The sequence below is a fragment of the Limisalsivibrio acetivorans genome, assembly GCF_000421105.1.
Taxonomy (GTDB): domain Bacteria; phylum Chrysiogenota; class Deferribacteres; order Deferribacterales; family Geovibrionaceae; genus Limisalsivibrio; species Limisalsivibrio acetivorans.
This window is the reverse complement of sequence record NZ_ATWF01000001.1, coordinates 1,086,385-1,105,031: the sequence shown is the minus strand read 5'-3', so window position 1 is coordinate 1,105,031 and position 18,647 is coordinate 1,086,385. Positions and strand designations below refer to the sequence as shown.

Here is an 18,647-nt window from a genome sequence, read left to right as displayed (position 1 = left end):
AGTTAGAGTTAACCGGAGGCAGTTCGTTATGATCATCATGAACTTTCATGAAATAATAAAGCCCAAGAAGATCGAATCGGTCGGCGAAGTAACCAGCAGGTTCGGCAAGTTCGTCGCTGAGCCCTACGAGAAGGGTTTTGGTATCACTGTGGGCAACGCCCTGCGCAGGGTTCTCCTCTCATCCATAGAGGGAACAGCGGTAGTAGGCGTTAAGATAGAGGGTGTTAGCAACGAGTTCAGCACTCTTCCCGGAGTGTATGAGGACATCGTTGACGTTATCCTCAATCTTAAAACCCTGAACCTTAAACTCCACGTACACGAGGAGAGAAGGGTATACATCAAGAAGAAAGGGGAAGGCCCCGTTACAGCTGGCGATATCCAGGGTGATTCACAGCTTGAGGTTATGGATCCCGACCAGGTTATCTGCACAGTGACCGATCCCGAGATCGATTTCTATATGGAGCTTCTTGTTAAGAGAGGCCTCGGCTATGTCCCCGCTGAAGACTTTGAGGCAGATTACGACGAGGTGGATCTCATCCCCGTAGATGCTATCTTCTCCCCTATTAAAAGGGTTAACTACTCTGTGGAGAACGCCCGTGTCGGTCAGAGTACCGATTACGACAAGCTCATCATGGAAGTTGAGACAGATGGTTCTATCAAACCGGATGACGCAATTGCCTTTGCTGCCAAGATAGTTAAGGACCACATGAACCTCTTCATCAATTTTGAGGAACCCGAGGTTGAAGTGGAATCGGAAGATGAGGCCGGAAAGCACGACCAGCTCTTTGATATGCTCGATAAGAGCATTGAGGAGCTTGAGCTCTCCGTTAGGGCATACAACTGCCTTAAGAACGCCAACATCAAGACCCTCGCCGAACTTTGCAGCAGAACCGATGCGGAGATGCTGAAAACCAAGAACTTCGGACGCAAGTCCCTCGAGGAGATCAAAAAGGTTCTCAACGAGCTTGGACTCAGCCTCGGCATGGACTTAGAGGCGATCGGCTACGCTAATTCAGATTCGGAGGAAGAATAAAATGCGTCATAGAAAGAAGGGAAGCAAACTCGGAAGACCCACGGCGCACAGATACTCCATGCTTAGGAGTATGGCTGGTTCTCTCGTGGAGCACGGCAGGATAGAAACTACCGTGACAAGAGCAAGAGCTCTTCGTTCCTTTATAGAGCCCCTTATAACCCTCGGAAAAGATGGAGACCTCTCCTCAAGAAGGCTTGCAATGCGCAAACTTCCTAACAAGCAGGTCGTCCATAAGATTTTCGATGAAGTGGCTCCCAGATTCAAGGAGCGTCCCGGCGGATACACTCGTATCATTAAGACGAATATCCGTAAAGGTGACCAGAGCCAGATGGCGATTATAGAATTTGTAGACTAACAAACGAAGGGGAGCTGAAAGGCTCCCCTTTTTAGTTTCAGGGTGGATGATGGACGAAGCCAGAAACGATATCGTGAGATTCGGCAGGAAGCTCGTGGAACGTGGGATGACAACATCCTTCTTCGGTAATCTCTCTGCAAAATACGAAGACCGTCTTTTCATAACAGCAACAGGATCCATGCTGGATGAGCTGGAGGGTGATCAGGTTGTGGAGGTTCCGCTCCATGGCGAGGGTGAGAACGACAGCCGTGCTTCAAGCGAGCTCTGCGTCCACAGGTTAATCCATCAGAATGTCGACTGCACATCGGTTATGCATGCCCACACAGTTTATTCAATTCTTTGCGGCGAGCTGTTCGATAGTGCCGCTTCATTCGCTGTTGCAGAGGTACTGCCGTTCCTCGAGTATGTGCCTGTGGTAACAGGTAAAAGCGGTTCGTTGGATCTTGCAGAGAACGTTACTGAAGGATTGAAAAGGAACAGAGTGATCATAGTGAAAGACCACGGTGTGTTCGCCGCCGGGGAAACTATGAAGGAGTGCTACATATACGTCTCTAGCCTTGAATTTCATGCCAAGGAACTCGTCCTCAAGCGAATCTTGAACTCATCTAAGTAAAATATATAAACAGCATAAGCAGAACAAGTGCACCCACCACATTAAGCAGAATGCTTATGAACTTATCCTTGTCCATTACATCCATATACTTTTCCTGCCGGTTGTGTACAGCAGTCTGATTGCGCAGTCTGTCCTCCATCTGATAGCGCTCGATGAGAAGCTGGCGGATAAACATAGCTATATCTAGCTCGTCCACTTTTGTACGGTTGTGGTGTTCGTGGAGGTTGAGGGCGAGTGGGACGTTAAAGCGCCCCTTTTCGTTACTCCCTTTGTCGAATTCGAAGCGGAAACCGAAATTTTCCAGAAATCGAACAGCACGCTCACGCGCTGATTCGGTGGGAACATCCAGGAAATTCAGGTGTATGGAGTCTATGAGATAGTTTGGGTAGCGCATAATCATCCAGCGAATGATCTCGTTGAAAGCAAAAGTTCCGATGCCGTATCCTCTGATGTTCTCGTTAAGCATCATCTTGGCGCCGTGGGTTATGGTTATGATCTCCGAAGCGTAGTCCGCCCTTGCGGAGAAGCGGTTTACGTGTTTCTCCCTGTTGAATTCCTCCTGCTGGGTTTTCTCGCCGAACTCATCGTTATTAGAGATCAGCTCATCCTTTACAATGGGAAGGATCTCCACTGATATGGATTCAGAACGTTCCATCTTCTGGGTTACTGTAGTGATCATGCAGTAGGCAAAAACCCTCTCCCTGTCGCCGGGGAGTTTCTGTTTCGCCCTTATCAGTTTTGTGGTTTTCATCTTCTTTTAAAGAGCCTTTTCATCCTTCCGGTGATTGAAGCATCGCCGAATTCTATGGGTATCATTAGATTACGGAGCTCATCATTCTTGCGGATATCGAAAACAGTTGTAGAAACAGCATTCAGGTAGTGCATTGCAAGGGAGCTGTCCAGCCTGTTTGTACTGACACCCTTCTCCATGAGCTCGCAGATGTACTTCTTGATTATAGCACTTAAGAGCTGAAGATTTTTACTGTTTTCATCAATAATAATATTTAGATTCTGCTTATTGGTGAAAAACTGCCTGAGGTGTTTGTTTTGGAGATATTTCTTAGTATGTGACTTGAAGCGGCCCGGAGCATGCCCGAGAACGTTGTTCATGAGAAGGTTGAAGTAGGATATATAAAAAAGCTTCCTGAACAGTGCCATAGGGTCAGTTTCTGCACTGTTGTAGACCGAGGGGAGATCCGGCTTATCGGGCAAGGCCTTCATCGCCTCATCCTCCAGGACATCCCAAAGATATTTTGCAAAATCACTAAGGGTCATAAGGACTTCGGTGTCCAGCATATCGTCAAAATCGAATTCGTAACCTGCGTTGATACTCATCAGCACCTCAAAAAAACTCGTTATGGGAGATAGAAAAGTTAGTTTCAAAGACGGGTAAAGTCAAGCCCGTAATAAGCGTTGCCGAAGCATACACCCCAATGGGGGTGTCTCATCTATATTTCATAACAGTTATTATATACTTCATGGGCAGAAGTGGAATTAATATTTTCGAAAAATGTACGATAATTTTAGTACAGGAGGATCTTATGAATGTCTCCGATACAAAGAAACTGGAAGTAATCCTCTCACTATGCGCACTGAACGACTTTATCTCCTGCTGTTCAAAGCAGTTCCAGGAGAAGCAGGCCGCAGAAGCCAAGGATGGAGCGGAGGAACAAAAAACTTCCAAGGGGTAGAAGGTTTTGGGATTCGCTGAAAAGGTGTTGAGCATACGGAGGAAACCTCGTACATTAAAAAATGAAGGGGCTGTTGATAAATATATCAGCCTTATTACTGGCGATGCGGGGAAAGACTCTGTGGCAGAAAAGATAACAGACATTGAGAAGGTTCTAACCGTAAACACGAAACTGAGCATGGGCGTTCCCGACGGCGATTATGCCGGCATGTACGATTCCCGTGTGGAGGATTTCGATCGTGACGGTGGTATCCTTACAGCAATGCCTTCAGACAGCGGGGTTCCGATACCTCTTCTTCCTGGAACCGTTGTGGATGTGAGCTTTGTTGGTGGAGAAGGGCGCTTCCGCTTTATGAGCCGTGTTGAGGGGAGGGTTCGTTCGGGCAAGGTACAGATGCTGAAGATCGCCCGTCCCGCTGAGATAAAGAAGGAACAGCTGCGTGAGTTCTTCCGTGTGTCCACCAGGTTTAAGGCCGGGTTGATCGTGTATTACTCCAAGGTACCGGATAATAACCTCAAGATCCCCCATGAAAACCATACTGCTACACTGATAGATATCTCCGGCGGCGGATGCCGTCTGCTGACCAACGCAAAGGTTAGCGAAGGACAGCAGGTCGCCGTTGACCTTAGTGAGAAGGTAGAGATGGAAAAGCCTGTTCAGGCAAAGGTAGTGCGCATTTTCAAAAATCAGGAATCGAAGAATGAGGTCAGCTTGGAGTTTCTTATAAAAAAGGAATCAGAGCGCAATCCGATAATAAAGTACGTCTTCCAGAGGCAGATAGAGCTTCGTCAGCTGAGGGGCTAGCGCAGGAACTCCGTAAGCTCACCGAGAAAGTAGCACCGCTCCTCAAAAACCTTTCTTATCATAATACGAAAAGCATTCGCCGTACTCTCTGCATCGAAGAGCGCCCTGTGGCGTGAGAAGCGTGTGGAGCTTTTGAAGTTGAACTGTTCGTTTATGGCATCGAGGTTATGGCTCTTCCAGTGGGGGTAGAGCATGCGGGAGAGCTTGAGGGTATCTATGGATATCTCGAAGGGGTTTCGGATGGAGTAATCCCTCATCTCACGGCGCAGGAAGGCCATATCCTTGGGGGCATCGTGGGCTACGAGTACCGTTCCTCTGGCGAAATCGAAGAAGTCGTATAAAACACTGCAGGAATCGGGTGCTCCGCTGATATCCTGCTGGGTTATGCCGTGTATCCCTACGGAACGCTCGGGTATGTCCACACCGGGATCTATGAGGCTCTGAAACTTTTCCTTCCGGTCTATTCTGAAGCCTGGCTTAATCCTCACAGCCCCCAGCTCGATGACACGGTCACCCCCTTCGGGGTTTGTTCCTGTGGATTCGGTGTCGAAAACTGTATATGTAATCTCGTTCAAAGGAGCGTCGATAAGCTCCAGTGTCTCCTTCGAGTATCGCATTGTTATCCTTTAATTCTTTCGAGTGCATCGCCTATATCCGTAAAATCGTCAAGTTTGAGTGCCATAGGTTTTTTGAACCGGACGAAGGTTCCATTCTCTCCGGTTTTAAGGCGTATGCCGGGGAACCGCTCCCGAAGGGCATCCTCCTCCCGCTCGATACGCCTTAGCATGGGGATATCCGCCATACCCTCGACCCTTGTGGCGATGCACGATTCATCGTGGAAGGATAGATCGGCCTCTTCGGCAATCTTTGCCGCTTCTTCTATGACAAACTGATCACCCAGATTGTTCTCAAGCAATGGGGAGCGTATACCGTATTCCTCCAGAGCCTTCAGCCCGGGGCGGTGTTCGGAGGTGTCATCGATATTGGTTCCGTCGAAGACTGCATCGTAACCCCGCTCGATGGCAAGCTCGGTGAGGGCGTGCATCATCGCTCTCTTACAGAGATAGCACCGCTCCGGTGTTCCGGCGAGTATCTCTGCATCATCAACGGGGAGCTTCCTGTTCTCCCATTTGATGTCGAGATGTCTGGCCAGTTTTCTGGCGTTCTCTGTCTGATACCAGAAGATGTGGGGGGCTTCAAAGGTTACGGCGAGAACATTTTCCGCACCAAGGTGCTCAGCGGCGAGTTTGGCAATAACAGCGCTGTCCGAGCCTCCGCTGAGGGCGATTATGCAGTTTTCATACCTTTTAAAATACAGATTCAATAAAGCCGCCGCCAATTACTCTCTCCTTGTCGTATATTGCGGCAACCTGCCCGGGTGCTGGTGAGAACTGCGGTTCGTCAAAGAGCAGGACCGCCTTGTGTTCGGGTAGAATCTCCACACTGCAGGGTGCGTTCTTCATTCTGTAGCGAAGCCTCGCCTCCGCTCTGCGCATGTGTTTTGTGCTGTCTGCGAAAACCGCATCCTTGAGTTTGACTCCCTTGAATGCGGCCTCCTCCTTACGTCCCAGGGTTATGTCACCGGATTTCGGGTCTATATGTTGTACGTAGAGTGGTTCGTGGTAGCCGATATTAAGCCCCCGCCGCTGGCCTATGGTATAGAACACGATCCCCTCGTGCTCCTTAAGCCTCTTGCCGTCGAGTATGAACCATCCCTTCCTTATATCGCTATCTTTAAGCTTTTTGGATAGAAACTCCCGATAGTCATTCCCCATGAGAAAGCATACGTCCTGGCTGTCTTTCTTATCGGCAACCGATAGGCCGTGTTCCCGGGCAAGCTCACGAACGTCATCCTTGCGCATGGCACCGAGGGGGAAGTTAAGAACCTCGATCTGGTAACGCTCCATAAGGGAGAGGTAGTAGGACTGGTCCTTGGTTTCATCAAGCCCTTTGGCAACGTATTTTAAGCCGTTATGTTCGGTTATCCTGGCATAGTGCCCCGAGACGACCTCTTCACAGCCTGCGGAGCACATCTCCCTGTACAGGTAGTTAAATTTTGCCGTATGGTTGCAGTGACAGCAGGGGTTTGGGGTTTTGCCCAGTTTATAAGTTCTAATGAAATAGGATATGACATCCTCGCTGAAAAACTTGCGACAGTCCGCCACATACCACTTGATCCCCAGCTCATCGGCCACCCTCTCCGCTCCGGCCAGCATCTCCTCCTGACCTTCGAAGAGCTGGAGTGTAACTCCTGTGACATCATGCCCCTGTTCAAGCATCAGTTTGGCACAGAGCGTGCTGTCCACGCCGCCGCTCATAGCGATTAATAGCTTCTTCTTCATCCCGACTTTGTACCCCGAATACACATGTTTGTAAACTGTCCGCTTTACTTTTGCCCCCCGGGATGGTAGCAAATATTCATAATTCCCGTTATGGAGATGATATGATTACCACAGTTATATTCGATTTCGGCGGCGTTATAGCCGAGGAGGGCTGGGCAAAAGGTGTTCGTGTAATTGCAGAAAAATGCGGGCATGAGCCCGAGGGCTTCTTTAAGTTATGTGTGGATACACTTTTCGAAACCGGCTTTGTGACTGGAGCGGTCCGGGAGGAGGAATACTGGGAGGCTGTCTCAAAGAAGACGGATCTCTGCATGAGCGTTGCCGAGATGAAGAATGAGATCCTCGGCCGATTCGTTGTACGCCCCGAGGTTATCGAGCTGGTTAAGGATATCAGAAAACATTACACCACCGTAATCCTGAGCGATCAGACCCACTGGCTCGACGAACTTAACGAGCGTGACGGCTTCTTCGAGAACTTCGACCATGTTTTCAACTCCTACCACGACAGAAAGAGCAAGAGGGACGAATCCTACTTCACCGACACATGCAGAAAACTGAACATTAGACCGGATGAGGCTGTCTTTATAGATGACAACCCGGGCAACATCGAGCGTTGTGTTAAGATGGGGCTTTACGGGATACTTTGTACAAACTTTGCCGATGTGAAGGAAAAGCTCGGCACTATGATCAGAATATAAACTTAGCTATCTGGAGGTTGTTTATGTATCAGCTTAAGGCATATGAAAGCGCCCTTGTTGTTGTTGACGTACAGGAGAGGCTTGCTCCCGCCATGGACAATAAGGTCTATGAGAGGATAAAGCAGAATATAATCAAGCTTATCAAAGGGTTCAATATCGTAGATGTACCCGTCTTTCATACCCAGCAGTACAGCAAAGGGCTTGGGAACACAGTGCCCGAGATCGCTGAACTCATCGAAAACCAGCATTTCGAGAAAGTGACCTTCTCATGCTGCGGTGAGAAGAGCTTTATTGAGGAGCTTAAAAACGCCGGTGTAAGCTCTGTTGTGCTCACAGGTATGGAAACCCATGTCTGCGTTCTTCAAACAGCCATAGACCTCCTTCAGGAGGGCTTTAAGGTGCACATAGCCGCCGATGCAGTATGCTCAAGGGCAAAGTTCAACTGGGAGATAGGTTTGCGCTACATGGAGAAGGCCGGAGCCATCGTTACTGTAACCGAAACCGTTCTGTTCCAGCTTCTGGAAAAGGCGGGAACAGACGAATTCAAGCAGGTATCAAAGCTTGTCAAATAAAGACTGGAACGCCGCAGAAGCCGAAAGCTTCTACCATTACCGTTGCCTTGTGCAGAGTGTTGCCGAGGCTATAGTCACCACCGATGCCCGTGGAAGTATCATCGATGTGAATGACGGTTTCTGCAGGATGTTCGAGTACTCCGAGGACGAGGCTCTTGGTCTTAATATAATAGAGATGATGCCCGAGCGGTTCCGTGAAAGCAGGCGTGATTATATACGCAAAGCCGCAGAAACAGGTGTTATGGATATACACAGCAGAACTATCGTGGCCTCAGGCAGAAGGATCGATGGTACAGAGTTTCCTATGGAGATGTCGCTGACCCAGTGGGAGCGTGAAGGGAATATTCTTTTCACAGCGGTCATACGTGATGTAACCGAAAGGGAGCGCTACGAAAAGCTCCGTAAGGATACCGAGCGTATTGTCCGCCATGACCTGCGCTCACCCCTTAATGGCATACTTGGGGGCGCCGAGCTTCTTTCCCTTGAGGAGGGGCTCACAGAAGAGCAGCGTGAGTATGTGGACTATATAATGCGTAGCGGCAAGCAGATGCTCAGGCTCATTGAGCACTCCCTTGATATTATAAGGATGGAGGAGGGGACCTACGAGCTAAAGCCCGCTCCCTGCAACGTTTGCGAACTCCTTGGGGATCTCTCTAAGGAGTTTGAGAGGCTCGCCGGGAAAAAGGGGTGCCGCATCAACTTCCTTATAGACGGAATCCCACTTGGTGAGGCTCCATGCCCCGTTTTCAGGGGTGAGTATGAGCTGATCTCCCTTATGATGGCAAACCTTATCAAGAACGCTGTGGAGGCCTCTCCGGAGAGGTGTGACATTACGGTTAAAACCTTTGTCTACAGGGATGTACGTCGTTTTGAGGTACATAACTTCGGCGTGATCCCCGAAGAGGTTCAGCCCGTTTTTTTTGAGAGGTACTCAACCTCCGGCAAGGAGGGGGGGACAGGGCTTGGGACCTATTCCGCAAAATTGATGGCAGATGTCCATGGTGGCGAGATAGGTTTCGAGAGCACCATAGAGAGGGGAACCACCGTATGGGCGGAGATACCCCTTAACCTTTAATATTTGAGGACATTATAATATGAACAATACCCTGCTTCTGCTCCTAATGCCCGTTGTTATGCTCTCCTGGGGAGGTTCATGGGTAAACGGGAAGATCCTGGTGGATTTCACCACCCCAGAGGAGCTTGTTTTCTGGCGTTTCTTCCTTACAGCATTAACATTTCTCCCTGTTATGTTATGGCTGAAGGAGTCGTTCAGGTTTCGCCTCCCCGGCTTTCTGGCTGCTCTTGCGGGGGCGGCTCTACTTATCATATACAACGAGCTTTTCTTCACAGGCCTTCGAACGGGGCTTGCAGGGGCTGGAGGTGTACTAGTCACAACCCTTGTGCCTGTTCTGACTTTCCTGATAAATGCTTTGATAACACGAAAGAATCTTCGCTTGCCCGACTATATGGGTCTGCTTATGGGGGTTACGGGTGCGCTTATAATCCTTCGAATCTGGGATATGGATATAGCTACACTCTACCAGAGCGGAAATATCTTCTTTCTTCTGGCTGCACTGACATGGGCTGTACTCACAAACCTGAGTGCAAGGGTTCGCAGTGTGATGAGCCCCATGGCATTCAGCTTCTATCTTTTTGCCTTTACGGCGCTTCTGGACTATGTCTTTGTGCTCGGCGGCGAGCTATCAAACCCTGCGGAGTTCGGCGTACTGTTCTGGAGCAACGCCCTGATGATATCACTCTTTGCCACGACCTTCGGAACATCCGTATACTTCCTCTGCACCGACAGGCTTGGTTCCGCCAAGGCTAGCAGCTTCATATTCATGGTTCCCGCCAGCGCACTTTTTTTGAGCTGGTTCTTCATAGGCGAACCGGTTCATATGAGCACAGTTATCGGTGGGCTTACAGCAATTACAGCGGTATACATCATCAATAGGCGGCAGGCTTTACGCCGTTGAGGCATTCATCCCTCACCAGTTCAACGGCCTCCTCCACGATCTCTTCCCTCGCCTTTAAGGTTTTGCCGTGGTGTATGTTCAGCATGAGGTATTCCTCATCTATCTGATACCCCTGGGGGTTGAAGAGCTGAACAGCTATCTCAATGGATCCCCTTCCCGCCATGCCCAGTGAGAGTTTATTTGTGTATTTTGACGGGTCGGAGTACGTAACGCACTCCATCTTCACTATCAGGTCTATCTCTTCAGCATTCTCTCCCCTCGTTACCCTGTAGCTGGGGAACTCCTTTTTCAGCGTCTTTTCCATATCATATTCGAGGGCTGTGAGGAAGGGGACACCTGCCGAGGCATCTACTCCGTAATGTACTGGTACGATATGTAAGTTTTTGGAAAGACTGCATGTTTTTGCTTCTGAACATCCGATGATAATTGGTATCAATAACACCATTATAAAAAGTGAAAATCTCACAGCATATCCTCCATATGAGTGTTAGAATATATATTAGATTAGCAAATACCAGGGAGCAAATCAAAGTTTATAAAAAGATATAGCACAATGTTATATCTTTGTTAACAAGCATGGAACCAGGAGGATTTGATGAAGCGTTTTCTTTTTGCAGCACTCTGTTTTGCCCTCCTCTCTACTCAGGCCTTTGCCGGTGATCTGATAGTCAATCTGGATTATTCAGACGGTGATGTCAGCCAGCATGAGTACGAAGGGGGAACGGACGAACTCGTTTACGGCGGTGACGACATTAACACCGGAGTTATCTCCGACCAGCCTTACTTCGAGGATGATGAGGCACAAACAGGAGATGGAAACACCGTAGAGGTAACGCCCCAGTACAACAGGGGTAGCATTGCCCTTAACACATTTATTACTCCCAATACACAGATTATCTCTGTGCCCGTGTCCTATAAGCTTGTACCCAGATTCAAGCTCAAGGCATCCTTCCCCTACGTAAGGCGTACTATTGAGGATGATGACGGTGAAGAGTACACCAGAAGCGGAATTGGAGACATATCCGCAGGCTTCAGCTGGCTCTCCTATAAAACCAGCAAAACAGAATCCGTAACCGACCTGATGGTAACCCTCCCCACCGGCGATGCAGACGGTGAGGACAGCGAATTTGCCGTTCCCGTGGGCTCAGGTGGATACTCCTTGTATGTTTCGCAGAAGCTGAGCCACAGAGTTGGGACAAGCAGGTTTACCATCCTTGGTGATGTTGCTTACAGGCACTTCTTCAGCTCCGACTACGCAATCGGCGACACGGATCAGGAACGTGAAAGGGGCGGACAGATAACCCTTTCCGGCGGAACCAGATATAAATTCAACGACCGCATAAGGGCAGCGGCGAGGATACGCTATCTTCGTGTTGCAGAGGGTCAGATAAAGCAGGGTGATGGCGACTGGGAGGATTCAGACGACTACATGGCCGCTACGGATCTCATTCTCACCGTGCAGACAAGGTTCTATAAAAGGAACTGGTTTGTGGCAGGAGTGGTTATCCCCGTTGCCACGGATTACGATGATGATGTCGAGGATGAAGAGGGCAGAAAGTGGGCCTTCCTCGCCTCCGTATCAGCACCTTTCTAAGGGGGACTGAAGCATGATTAAATATACTAAAGCATTGATAATGGTAGTCCTTTCCCTGTTCCTTCTCACAGCGTGCGGAGGGAGCGGCGGAACGTCCGATTCGGATAATAAGGCGCAGTCGCTCAGCATAAGCCTGAACTTTGAACAGCCGGAGCAGAGGCTCATTGAGGAACTACACATCCTCAATTTCGAGGTTCTTCCCGCCTCGCCCGATCTCTCACCCCAGACCATCGATATCCTCTCCTACTTCAACGAGGGGAAGAGCAGCTTCACCGTTGAGGATCTTGTAGACGGAGAAGAGTATTACTTCAAGGTGAAGGGATACGATAATGAAATGGTTCTGGTTTATATCGGCTCCGGTAAGCTTACCATCCAGCCGGGGAACAACTACCTTGATCTCATGGTCTATGCGAACGAGAGCGAGTATAAGCTGCCTTCGCCAAGTATAGGCTCCCTTCGTGAAGGTGAGACGGGTGAGTTTATGGTTTATGCAGAGTGTACAGATTCAATCGATAAATTCTACATTTACGAGTCATCAAATACTGGTACTTTTATCGATGGCGATGATAATGAGGTTCAGTTCAATAACGGCTATTCTGTACCGGTAAGCGATTTTAAAAAGTATCACTATCAGGACTTTACACCCAGTGATACTTTAAGTATCGGCGATACATTCAGTGCCAGGATACACTTTACTAACACATTCGGTCAAAAGGACATGTTCGATGCAGAGTTCAGTATTGGAACGATCTTCAGCCAGTATCCTGAGTTTATAACAGAGTTCTCAACCCTTGATCCTGGCGTTGAAACTACTTTCCAGTGGACACTTCCTGAGAATACAGGGGTTAATTCCTTTGATACCCTCTATTTTGAGGTTATTAATAAAACTTCGGGTGCGAGAGAGAAGAAAACTATCGGTGTATCCGATACCTCCTATACGATTCCCGCAGATCAACTTAGCCACTCTAGTACTTACAGGGTGAGAGTTACAGCAGCAAGCGGTGATGACCTCTCCAATGATAGTTTTATGTTCACCACAACAGGCGAGCCCGTTGCCCCCACAGCTCCCCAGAACGTTTTCGCCAGCGGCGGCGGAAGCACGATCTACATAAGCTGGGATACGGTTCAAGATGCCTCCACCTATAACATCTACTGGTCTACATCCCCCGGGGTGACAACCTCCAACGGAACGAAGATAAGCGGTATAGTGAACCATTACTATGAGCACACAGGGCTCGAAAGCGGAACAACATACTACTACATCGTGACCGCAGAGAACGCCCAGGGTGAGAGCCCTGCTTCCTCTGAGGCTTCTGGCTCAACGCTGGGTTCAGTCCCCCCCGTAGCACCCATTAACGTATCGGCTGCAGGCGGTCATGGCGAGATTGGCGTGTTTTGGGATTTCGTTGACAATGCAACATCCTACAACGTTTATTACTCCACAAGCTCCGGAGTAAGTACTGAAACGGGAACCAAGGTTGCCGGAATAACGAATCACTACTATTACCATACTGGCCTCGCTGATGGCGCGACCTACTACTACATCGTCACAGCGGTTAATGCTAATGGTGAAGGCCCTGCTTCCGTTGAGGTTTCAGCAACGACTGATGACAACTTCCTCCCCGCAGTACCGGCAAATCTTTCGGCAACGGGGGGTGATCAGCAGGTGAACCTCAGCTGGGACAGCGTTGCAGATGCAACCTCTTATAACGTTTACTGGAGCATAAGCTCGGGGGTTACTACTACAAACGGTAACCAGATAAGCAGTATAACGGATACTATGTACACCCACAGCGGTCTCGATGCCGGAACAACCTACTACTACATCGTTACGGCCGTTAACGGAAACGGTGAGGGTATGCCCTCTGCAGAGGCGAGTGCATCGACCACAGCTGTAACACCCCCAGCCTATCCGGCCAATTTCGATGTGGACAGTGGCGATACAGATATGCAGATGTCATGGGACAGCGTTGCGGATGCGGACAGCTATACCATCTACTGGAAAGAGGGAACCGGTGTAACCGATGCTGACAATGCCATAACGGGCATAACCGATACCCTCTATACACACAACGGCATCAGCAACGGACCCGTATACTGCTACGCCATTGCAAGTGTTAACGCCGGCGTAACGGGTCCCCTCTCTGCGGAACAGTGCAACGTGGCATACCCCAAAACCGCCATGCTGAGCTACTACAGCTTCGATGGAACAGATTCGAACTTTATTGTTAATGCAACACCCACAACGGATCAGTTCGGTACCGCAAATGAGGCTTACAGTTTTGACGGATCAAGTGAGTACATTGGTTTCACCAACGACCATAACATCGGAGCCATGGGTAATGAGCTCACAATAGCTTTCATGATAGACCCTTCAAGCAACGGGGTTATCATAGACCATGCGAATGGCTCGAAGACAAGCTACGAGGCCTTCCTTGAGCCCGACAACTCTATCTACTTCTTCATCGATGACGGAACAAACCACGACTACATGTTCTCCACCTCCAAGCTTACCCCTGGGGTGTGGGCTCATGTTGCTGTTGTGTATACGCCCGGTACGATGGAGGTTTACATAAACGGAGCGCTTGACAATACAAAGACCGTTACCCTCACAGGGCTTGCCTCCGTAACGGATGGTGATACCACCCTTGGCTCATATATGGGTACGTCAAGCTTTATGGGCGGCTCCCTTGATTCGCTCATGATGTACTATACAGCCGTTGATGCGGCGGGTATCCAAGCAATATACAACTACACAACGCTTGACAAATAAGCCGATAAAAACCTAATATTTCAAGGCCCCCTTTTGGGGGCCTTTTTTTATTTCAGTAGCTCAGCCGATTGAATATGATATGATCCATATATCAGCACAAGGTGGAATATAAGATGATAACCGTAGATGAGATGGGTCCGTGTGAAGCGGAGAATGTTTCGGAGCTGATCCAGAAGGTTTTTAAGGAAGAGGTTGCCCCCCTTTTTCCAGAGGAGAGATGGGGAGAATTTCTTAGCCAGAGCCCCAGCCACGAGATACTTTCGAGGCTTGAAGAGGATAGTCGTATGTTCGTTGCAGTGGACGGCGATGATATTGTTGGAGCGGCGGAGCTGAAAAAACCGTCACATATCAGTCTAATATACTCAGCCAGAAAGGGTGAAGGTGTTGGGAGTGCTCTTCTCAATAAGATTGAAGAGGAGTCCGAAGGGGAGGAACTTGCCATTGTTGCAACGGAGAACTCTAAGGGCTTCTTCGAGAAGCATGGGTTTGTTCCGGCCCAAGAGGCTAAGGACGGATGCGTACTCATGAAAAAGAGCCTCGCAACGGGGAGCTAGTCCTGAAGTTTTCCAGTGAGATATAGTACTTGCGGGCAATCTTCCTCTTTTTTGGGTTTGAGATCAGTTTGTTTTAAATCGATGTGATTAACCGCACTGCCTGATATCAGAGATACAGCTTAATCAATAAAAAAAGCCGCCCAAAAGGGCGGCTTTCTCTTTATAAGGTCATTCCAAGGATTTCTTAGAACTGGGTGTCCAGAAGCATCTTTCTTATCTTCACGATGGCATCGGTGGGGTTGAGTTCCTTGGGGCATGCCTCTACACAGTTGTAGATTGTGTGGCATCTCCAAACACCGTGCTGGTCGTTGAGGATGGGAAGACGCTCTTCTGCACCTTCGTCTCTGGAGTCTGCAAGGTATCTCCATGCTCTGAGGAAAGCGTTGGGGCCGAGGTACTTCGCATCCGCCCAGTAGGAGGGGCAGGAGGAAGAACAGCAGCCGCATGCGATACACTCATAGAGGCCGTCAAGGAGCTTTCTGTCCTCGGGGGACTGATAGAATTCCTTGTCGGGAGTGGGAGACTTCCTTATAAGGTAGGGCTTAACGGTGATGAACTTGTTGAAGAAGTCATCAACGTCTGTAACGAGGTCTCTCATAACGTTCATTCCGGGGAGGGGCTGAACGATGATGTGGTCGCTGTTAAGATCCTCTACCTTTGTCATGCAGGAGAGCATGTTAACACCGTTTACGTTAAGACCGTCTGAGCCGCAAACACCTTCGCGGCAGGAACGGCGGTAGGTAAGGGTGGGGTCCTGCTCCCATTTGATCTGGTTGAGGGCATCGAGCATAAGGTAACCTGCTCTGCGTATCTCAACCTCGTATGTCTGATAGTACGCCTCGTTATCTTTGTCGGGGTCGTACCTGAATATTTCGAATGTTACCTTCTTCATCTGTCGTGTCCTCCCGTTAATATACTCTGGGTTTAGGCGGGAAAGTTTCCACAGTGAGCGGCTTCATACGCACAGGTCTGTGAGTAACTCTGGGGTTCTTTCCGTCTTCTTCAAGGTAAACCTCGGTGTGCTTCAGGTATTTCTCGTCATCCCTTTCAGGATAGTCGTCCCTGTAGTGACCACCGCGTGATTCCTTTCTTTCCAGAGCAGCCTTTGTGGCGGCCTTGGCAACGAGAATCATGTTGTTAAGCTCAAGTGCTTCGATGAGGTCGAGGTTGTAAACGGTGGACTTGTCCACAACTTTGAAGTCGTCCATCTTAGCTTCGATTTCATCAAGCTTTTCAATCGCCTCTGTCATGAGCTCCTCGGTTCTGAACACGCCCACGTTTTTCTGCATGATGTTTGTGAGCTCGTTCCATACAGTACCGAAGGTGTGGGTTCCGTTAGCGTTGGCGAACTTCTCGAGAAGCGCCTTGCCTTCCTTGCCCGCATCCTCTTCAAGCTCAACGAAGTTGTTCTCTTTGGCGTATTTAGCGGCCTCTTCGCCGGCTGTACGTCCGAAAACAACGAGGTCGAGAAGGGAGTTTGTTCCGAGACGGTTAGCACCGTGTACTGAAGCTGATGCGCACTCGCCTGCGGCGAAGAAACCGGGAACGAGAGCCTCGCCGTCCATATCCCCTTTGATAACCTGAGTAAGGTGGTTTGTGGGGATACCGCCGTTCTGGTAGTGGGCGGTGGGAACAACGGGGATGGGCTCCTTAGTACAGTCAACGCCTGCGAAAACGAGTGCAAGCTCGTGGATACCGGGGAGTTTCTCAAGGATAGCGTCCGCACCGATGTGGTCGATCTTGAGGAGGATGTGATCAGCGTTGGGGCCTACACCTCTTCCCTCGAGGATCTCCTTCATCATGGAGCGTGAAACGATATCTCTGGGTGCGAGGTCCTTAATAGTGGGTGCGTAACGCTCCATGAAGCGCTCGCCGTCTTTGTTAAGGAGGATACCCCCCTCACCGCGGACACCCTCTGTGATAAGGTTTCCTGCACCGTATATGCCGGTGGGGTGGAACTGGAAGAACTCTGCGTCACTCCAGCTCATGCCCTTTCTCATAGCGAGGGCAAGGCCGTCACCGGTGTTGATGTGTGCGTTTGAGTTGGTCTGGTAGATACGGCAGTTACCGCCTGTGGCGAAGATGATGGACTTCGCATGGAAGACGTGAAGACCGCCGTTCTGGATGTCGTAACAGATAACGCCGTTTACGTGTCCGTCGTTTTCAAGAAGCTCAAGGGCATAGAACTCGCTGTAGAAGTGAGTACCCTGCTCAACGGACTTCTCATAAAGGTTTTGAAGCATAGCGTGGCCGGTTCTGTCGGCTGCGTAGCATGCTCTTTTTACGGCTCTTTTACCGAACTCCGCTGTGTGTCCGCCGAAGGGACGCTGGGCGATCTTGCCCTCGGGAGTACGGCTGAAGGGGAGACCGATGTGCTCAAGGGCGATGATCATCTCAGGCGCCCTTCTGGTCATGTATTCACATGCGTCCTGGTCGGCGAGGTAGTCGCTTCCCTTGACGGTATCGAACATGTGCCAGTGCCAGTGGTCTTCTTCAAGGTTTCCGAGTGAGGCGGAGATACCGCCCTGAGCGGAAATAGTGTGGCTTCTTGTGGGGTAAACTTCGGAAACGACAGCGGTTTTAACGTGCTGAGACGCTACCTGCGCTGCGTTGAGGCCAGCACCGCCAGCTCCCACAACAACCACGTCGAACTTATGATATTCTACATTAACAGACATAGGTTTAACCTCTTGTTCTTTTTTCTCAGATTACCTTGAGGGCGAGCAGTGCGAGAGTTACACCTGCAACCCAGTATACGCCAAGGAGAATTCCTCTCCAGCCGGAGCTAGAGACGTAGTCGTCGGTTATCATCTTGAAACCATTAAAAGTATGGAAGAATCCGAAGGCGATTACCGGAGCGAGAACGAGCTGCATCATTCCAAGAGCTCCACCCTTCAGCATAGAGAAGAAATGGATGAAGACGGCAACGATGAGAACGATGCCGGATATTCTCTGCATGAGCCATGAGAGGGTTCCGGTATTGCTTGCGCCCATAAATTTGTAGTTATTCATCTTCGTGCCTCCTTAGGATGAGAAGATCGGAATTGCGCCGATTACTGCGATAACGACTGTTATGAAAACAACCGCCATATAGTACTTCGAGAAGTTCTCCCTCTCTGCGCCTGCGCCGAACTCCATAAGAACGATCCTAACGCCGTTAAAAGCGTGGTAAGCGAAGCTTACGAGGAACAGAGCCTGAATCACAGCACTCCCTGTTACGGCAAGGAGGGGTGAAAACGTACCGGAAACGCCGAGAACGTGCATAATGAGATAAGCACCGATTATAACGCCAGTTATTCGGTGCAGCAGCCATGCGACCATCCCGGTGTGCTTGCGGTACCCGGTTTTCTTCGGGTAGGTTACAAGGTCTTTCCTTGGCATTTGACACTCCTGTGTGTTTTTTTAAAACAAACATTGTTAAATTATTCCAAAAATTATCTATCACAATTACCATTCCATGTCAAACATATTGTATACAATATACATTGGCAAATCATAATGTTCTGGAAGAAAATGCGATTTTTTCTAAGCCGAAGTTCAGCTCAAAAATGAAAACCCTGTTATATTGCGATTTTAGACGCCGTGTTATTATTGTCCTGTTGCCATACATTATAGCTTTAGTTTATGCTGATAAAAAAGAAA

General features: G+C 49.3%; 22 protein-coding genes. 12 read left to right on the top strand and 10 right to left on the bottom strand.

All coding sequences use genetic code 11. The annotated features are described in order from the left end of the window. The first annotated feature begins 28 nt into the window (after window positions 1-28). From K300_RS0105100 to K300_RS14615, 3 genes are read left to right on the top strand one after another with little or no spacing between them, the layout of a single operon-like run. Window positions 29-1,033, top strand: coding sequence for a DNA-directed RNA polymerase subunit alpha (locus tag K300_RS0105100; protein WP_022850592.1), 1,005 nt, complete (start codon window positions 29-31; stop codon window positions 1,031-1,033). Between the two features lies 1 nt (window position 1,034). Then, the gene (gene rplQ / locus K300_RS0105095) at window positions 1,035-1,388 is read left to right on the top strand and encodes a 50S ribosomal protein L17 (RefSeq protein ID WP_022850591.1); all 354 of its coding nucleotides are present in this window, start codon (window positions 1,035-1,037) and stop codon (window positions 1,386-1,388) included. 49 nt (window positions 1,389-1,437) lie between these two features. After that, window positions 1,438-2,001, top strand: a complete 564-nt coding sequence (locus tag K300_RS14615; RefSeq protein WP_162139851.1) for a class II aldolase/adducin family protein — start codon at window positions 1,438-1,440, stop codon at window positions 1,999-2,001. On the opposite strand, the gene K300_RS0105085 is transcribed toward K300_RS14615, so the two are convergent. Together K300_RS0105085 and K300_RS0105080 are read right to left on the bottom strand one after the other, a co-directional pair. After that, window positions 1,994-2,752: a hypothetical protein gene (locus K300_RS0105085; protein ID WP_022850589.1), complete on the bottom strand. Its 759-nt coding sequence runs from the start codon at window positions 2,750-2,752 to the stop codon at window positions 1,994-1,996. The genes K300_RS14615 and K300_RS0105085 overlap by 8 nt on opposite strands. Further along, the gene (locus K300_RS0105080; RefSeq protein WP_022850588.1) at window positions 2,749-3,336 is read right to left on the bottom strand and encodes a hypothetical protein; all 588 of its coding nucleotides are present in this window, start codon (window positions 3,334-3,336) and stop codon (window positions 2,749-2,751) included. The genes K300_RS0105085 and K300_RS0105080 overlap by 4 nt, the downstream gene beginning before the upstream one ends. Window positions 3,337-3,542: 206 nt before the next feature. On the opposite strand from K300_RS0105080, the gene K300_RS16680 reads away from it, so the two are divergent. Together K300_RS16680 and K300_RS0105070 are read left to right on the top strand one after the other, a co-directional pair. Beyond that, entirely contained in the window at window positions 3,543-3,692 is a 150-nt protein-coding gene (locus K300_RS16680; protein ID WP_022850587.1) for a hypothetical protein, read from the top strand. 120 nt (window positions 3,693-3,812) lie between these two features. Beyond that, on the top strand, window positions 3,813-4,496 hold the full coding sequence (locus K300_RS0105070; RefSeq protein WP_155827561.1) for a flagellar brake protein: 684 nt from the start codon (window positions 3,813-3,815) through the stop codon (window positions 4,494-4,496). Here K300_RS0105070 and K300_RS0105065 read toward each other — a convergent pair. From K300_RS0105065 to mnmA, 3 genes are read right to left on the bottom strand one after another with little or no spacing between them, the layout of a single operon-like run. Then, complete coding sequence (locus tag K300_RS0105065) at window positions 4,493-5,113, bottom strand: 3'-5' exonuclease (RefSeq protein ID WP_022850585.1); 621 nt, start codon at window positions 5,111-5,113, stop codon at window positions 4,493-4,495. The two genes, K300_RS0105070 and K300_RS0105065, sit on opposite strands and share 4 nt — an antisense overlap. A gap of 2 nt (window positions 5,114-5,115) precedes the next feature. Next, a complete protein-coding gene (locus K300_RS14610) occupies window positions 5,116-5,820 on the bottom strand; it encodes an adenine nucleotide alpha-hydrolase family protein (protein ID WP_022850584.1) in 705 nt (234 codons plus the stop codon). Then, window positions 5,804-6,838, bottom strand: coding sequence for a tRNA 2-thiouridine(34) synthase MnmA (gene mnmA / locus K300_RS0105055; RefSeq protein ID WP_022850583.1), 1,035 nt, complete (start codon window positions 6,836-6,838; stop codon window positions 5,804-5,806). The genes K300_RS14610 and mnmA overlap by 17 nt, the downstream gene beginning before the upstream one ends. A gap of 101 nt (window positions 6,839-6,939) precedes the next feature. On the opposite strand from mnmA, the gene K300_RS14605 reads away from it, so the two are divergent. Genes K300_RS14605 through K300_RS0105035 form a run of 4 tightly spaced genes read left to right on the top strand, consistent with a single transcriptional unit; the run spans window position 6,940 to window position 10,084 of the window. Beyond that, window positions 6,940-7,536, top strand: coding sequence for an HAD family hydrolase (locus tag K300_RS14605; protein ID WP_040463049.1), 597 nt, complete (start codon window positions 6,940-6,942; stop codon window positions 7,534-7,536). A gap of 23 nt (window positions 7,537-7,559) precedes the next feature. Continuing rightward, the gene (locus tag K300_RS0105045) at window positions 7,560-8,108 is read left to right on the top strand and encodes a hydrolase (protein WP_022850581.1); all 549 of its coding nucleotides are present in this window, start codon (window positions 7,560-7,562) and stop codon (window positions 8,106-8,108) included. Continuing rightward, entirely contained in the window at window positions 8,098-9,183 is a 1,086-nt protein-coding gene (locus K300_RS0105040) for a PAS domain-containing sensor histidine kinase (RefSeq protein ID WP_022850580.1), read from the top strand. Before K300_RS0105045 ends, K300_RS0105040 begins: the two co-directional genes overlap by 11 nt. A gap of 19 nt (window positions 9,184-9,202) precedes the next feature. Continuing rightward, window positions 9,203-10,084, top strand: a complete 882-nt coding sequence (locus tag K300_RS0105035; protein WP_022850579.1) for a DMT family transporter — start codon at window positions 9,203-9,205, stop codon at window positions 10,082-10,084. Here the strand turns inward: K300_RS0105035 and K300_RS0105030 are convergent. After that, complete coding sequence (locus tag K300_RS0105030) at window positions 10,056-10,550, bottom strand: hypothetical protein (RefSeq protein ID WP_022850578.1); 495 nt, start codon at window positions 10,548-10,550, stop codon at window positions 10,056-10,058. The genes K300_RS0105035 and K300_RS0105030 overlap by 29 nt on opposite strands. A gap of 129 nt (window positions 10,551-10,679) precedes the next feature. On the opposite strand from K300_RS0105030, the gene K300_RS0105025 reads away from it, so the two are divergent. From K300_RS0105025 to K300_RS16025, 3 genes are all read left to right on the top strand, one after another. Next, the gene (locus K300_RS0105025) at window positions 10,680-11,678 is read left to right on the top strand and encodes a hypothetical protein (RefSeq protein ID WP_022850577.1); all 999 of its coding nucleotides are present in this window, start codon (window positions 10,680-10,682) and stop codon (window positions 11,676-11,678) included. Between the two features lie 13 nt (window positions 11,679-11,691). Next, on the top strand, window positions 11,692-14,451 hold the full coding sequence (locus K300_RS16030; RefSeq protein ID WP_022850576.1) for a fibronectin type III domain-containing protein: 2,760 nt from the start codon (window positions 11,692-11,694) through the stop codon (window positions 14,449-14,451). A gap of 113 nt (window positions 14,452-14,564) precedes the next feature. After that, window positions 14,565-15,005: a GNAT family N-acetyltransferase gene (locus K300_RS16025; protein WP_022850575.1), complete on the top strand. Its 441-nt coding sequence runs from the start codon at window positions 14,565-14,567 to the stop codon at window positions 15,003-15,005. Window positions 15,006-15,189: 184 nt separating this feature from the next. Here K300_RS16025 and K300_RS0105010 read toward each other — a convergent pair whose 3' ends face one another. Genes K300_RS0105010 through K300_RS0104995 form a run of 4 tightly spaced genes read right to left on the bottom strand, consistent with a single transcriptional unit; the run spans window position 15,190 to window position 18,386 of the window. After that, the gene (locus K300_RS0105010; protein WP_022850574.1) at window positions 15,190-15,897 is read right to left on the bottom strand and encodes a succinate dehydrogenase iron-sulfur subunit; all 708 of its coding nucleotides are present in this window, start codon (window positions 15,895-15,897) and stop codon (window positions 15,190-15,192) included. Between the two features lie 16 nt (window positions 15,898-15,913). Continuing rightward, window positions 15,914-17,683 carry a succinate dehydrogenase flavoprotein subunit gene (gene sdhA, locus K300_RS0105005; protein WP_022850573.1) on the bottom strand — a complete coding sequence of 590 codons (1,770 nt, stop codon included), beginning with the start codon at window positions 17,681-17,683 and terminating at the stop codon, window positions 15,914-15,916. A 25-nt stretch (window positions 17,684-17,708) separates the two neighbouring features. Next, window positions 17,709-18,017, bottom strand: coding sequence for a succinate dehydrogenase, hydrophobic membrane anchor protein (locus K300_RS0105000; RefSeq protein WP_022850572.1), 309 nt, complete (start codon window positions 18,015-18,017; stop codon window positions 17,709-17,711). A 12-nt stretch (window positions 18,018-18,029) separates the two neighbouring features. Beyond that, a complete protein-coding gene (locus K300_RS0104995) occupies window positions 18,030-18,386 on the bottom strand; it encodes a succinate dehydrogenase, cytochrome b556 subunit (protein ID WP_022850571.1) in 357 nt (118 codons plus the stop codon). Between the last annotated feature and the right edge of the window lie 261 nt (window positions 18,387-18,647).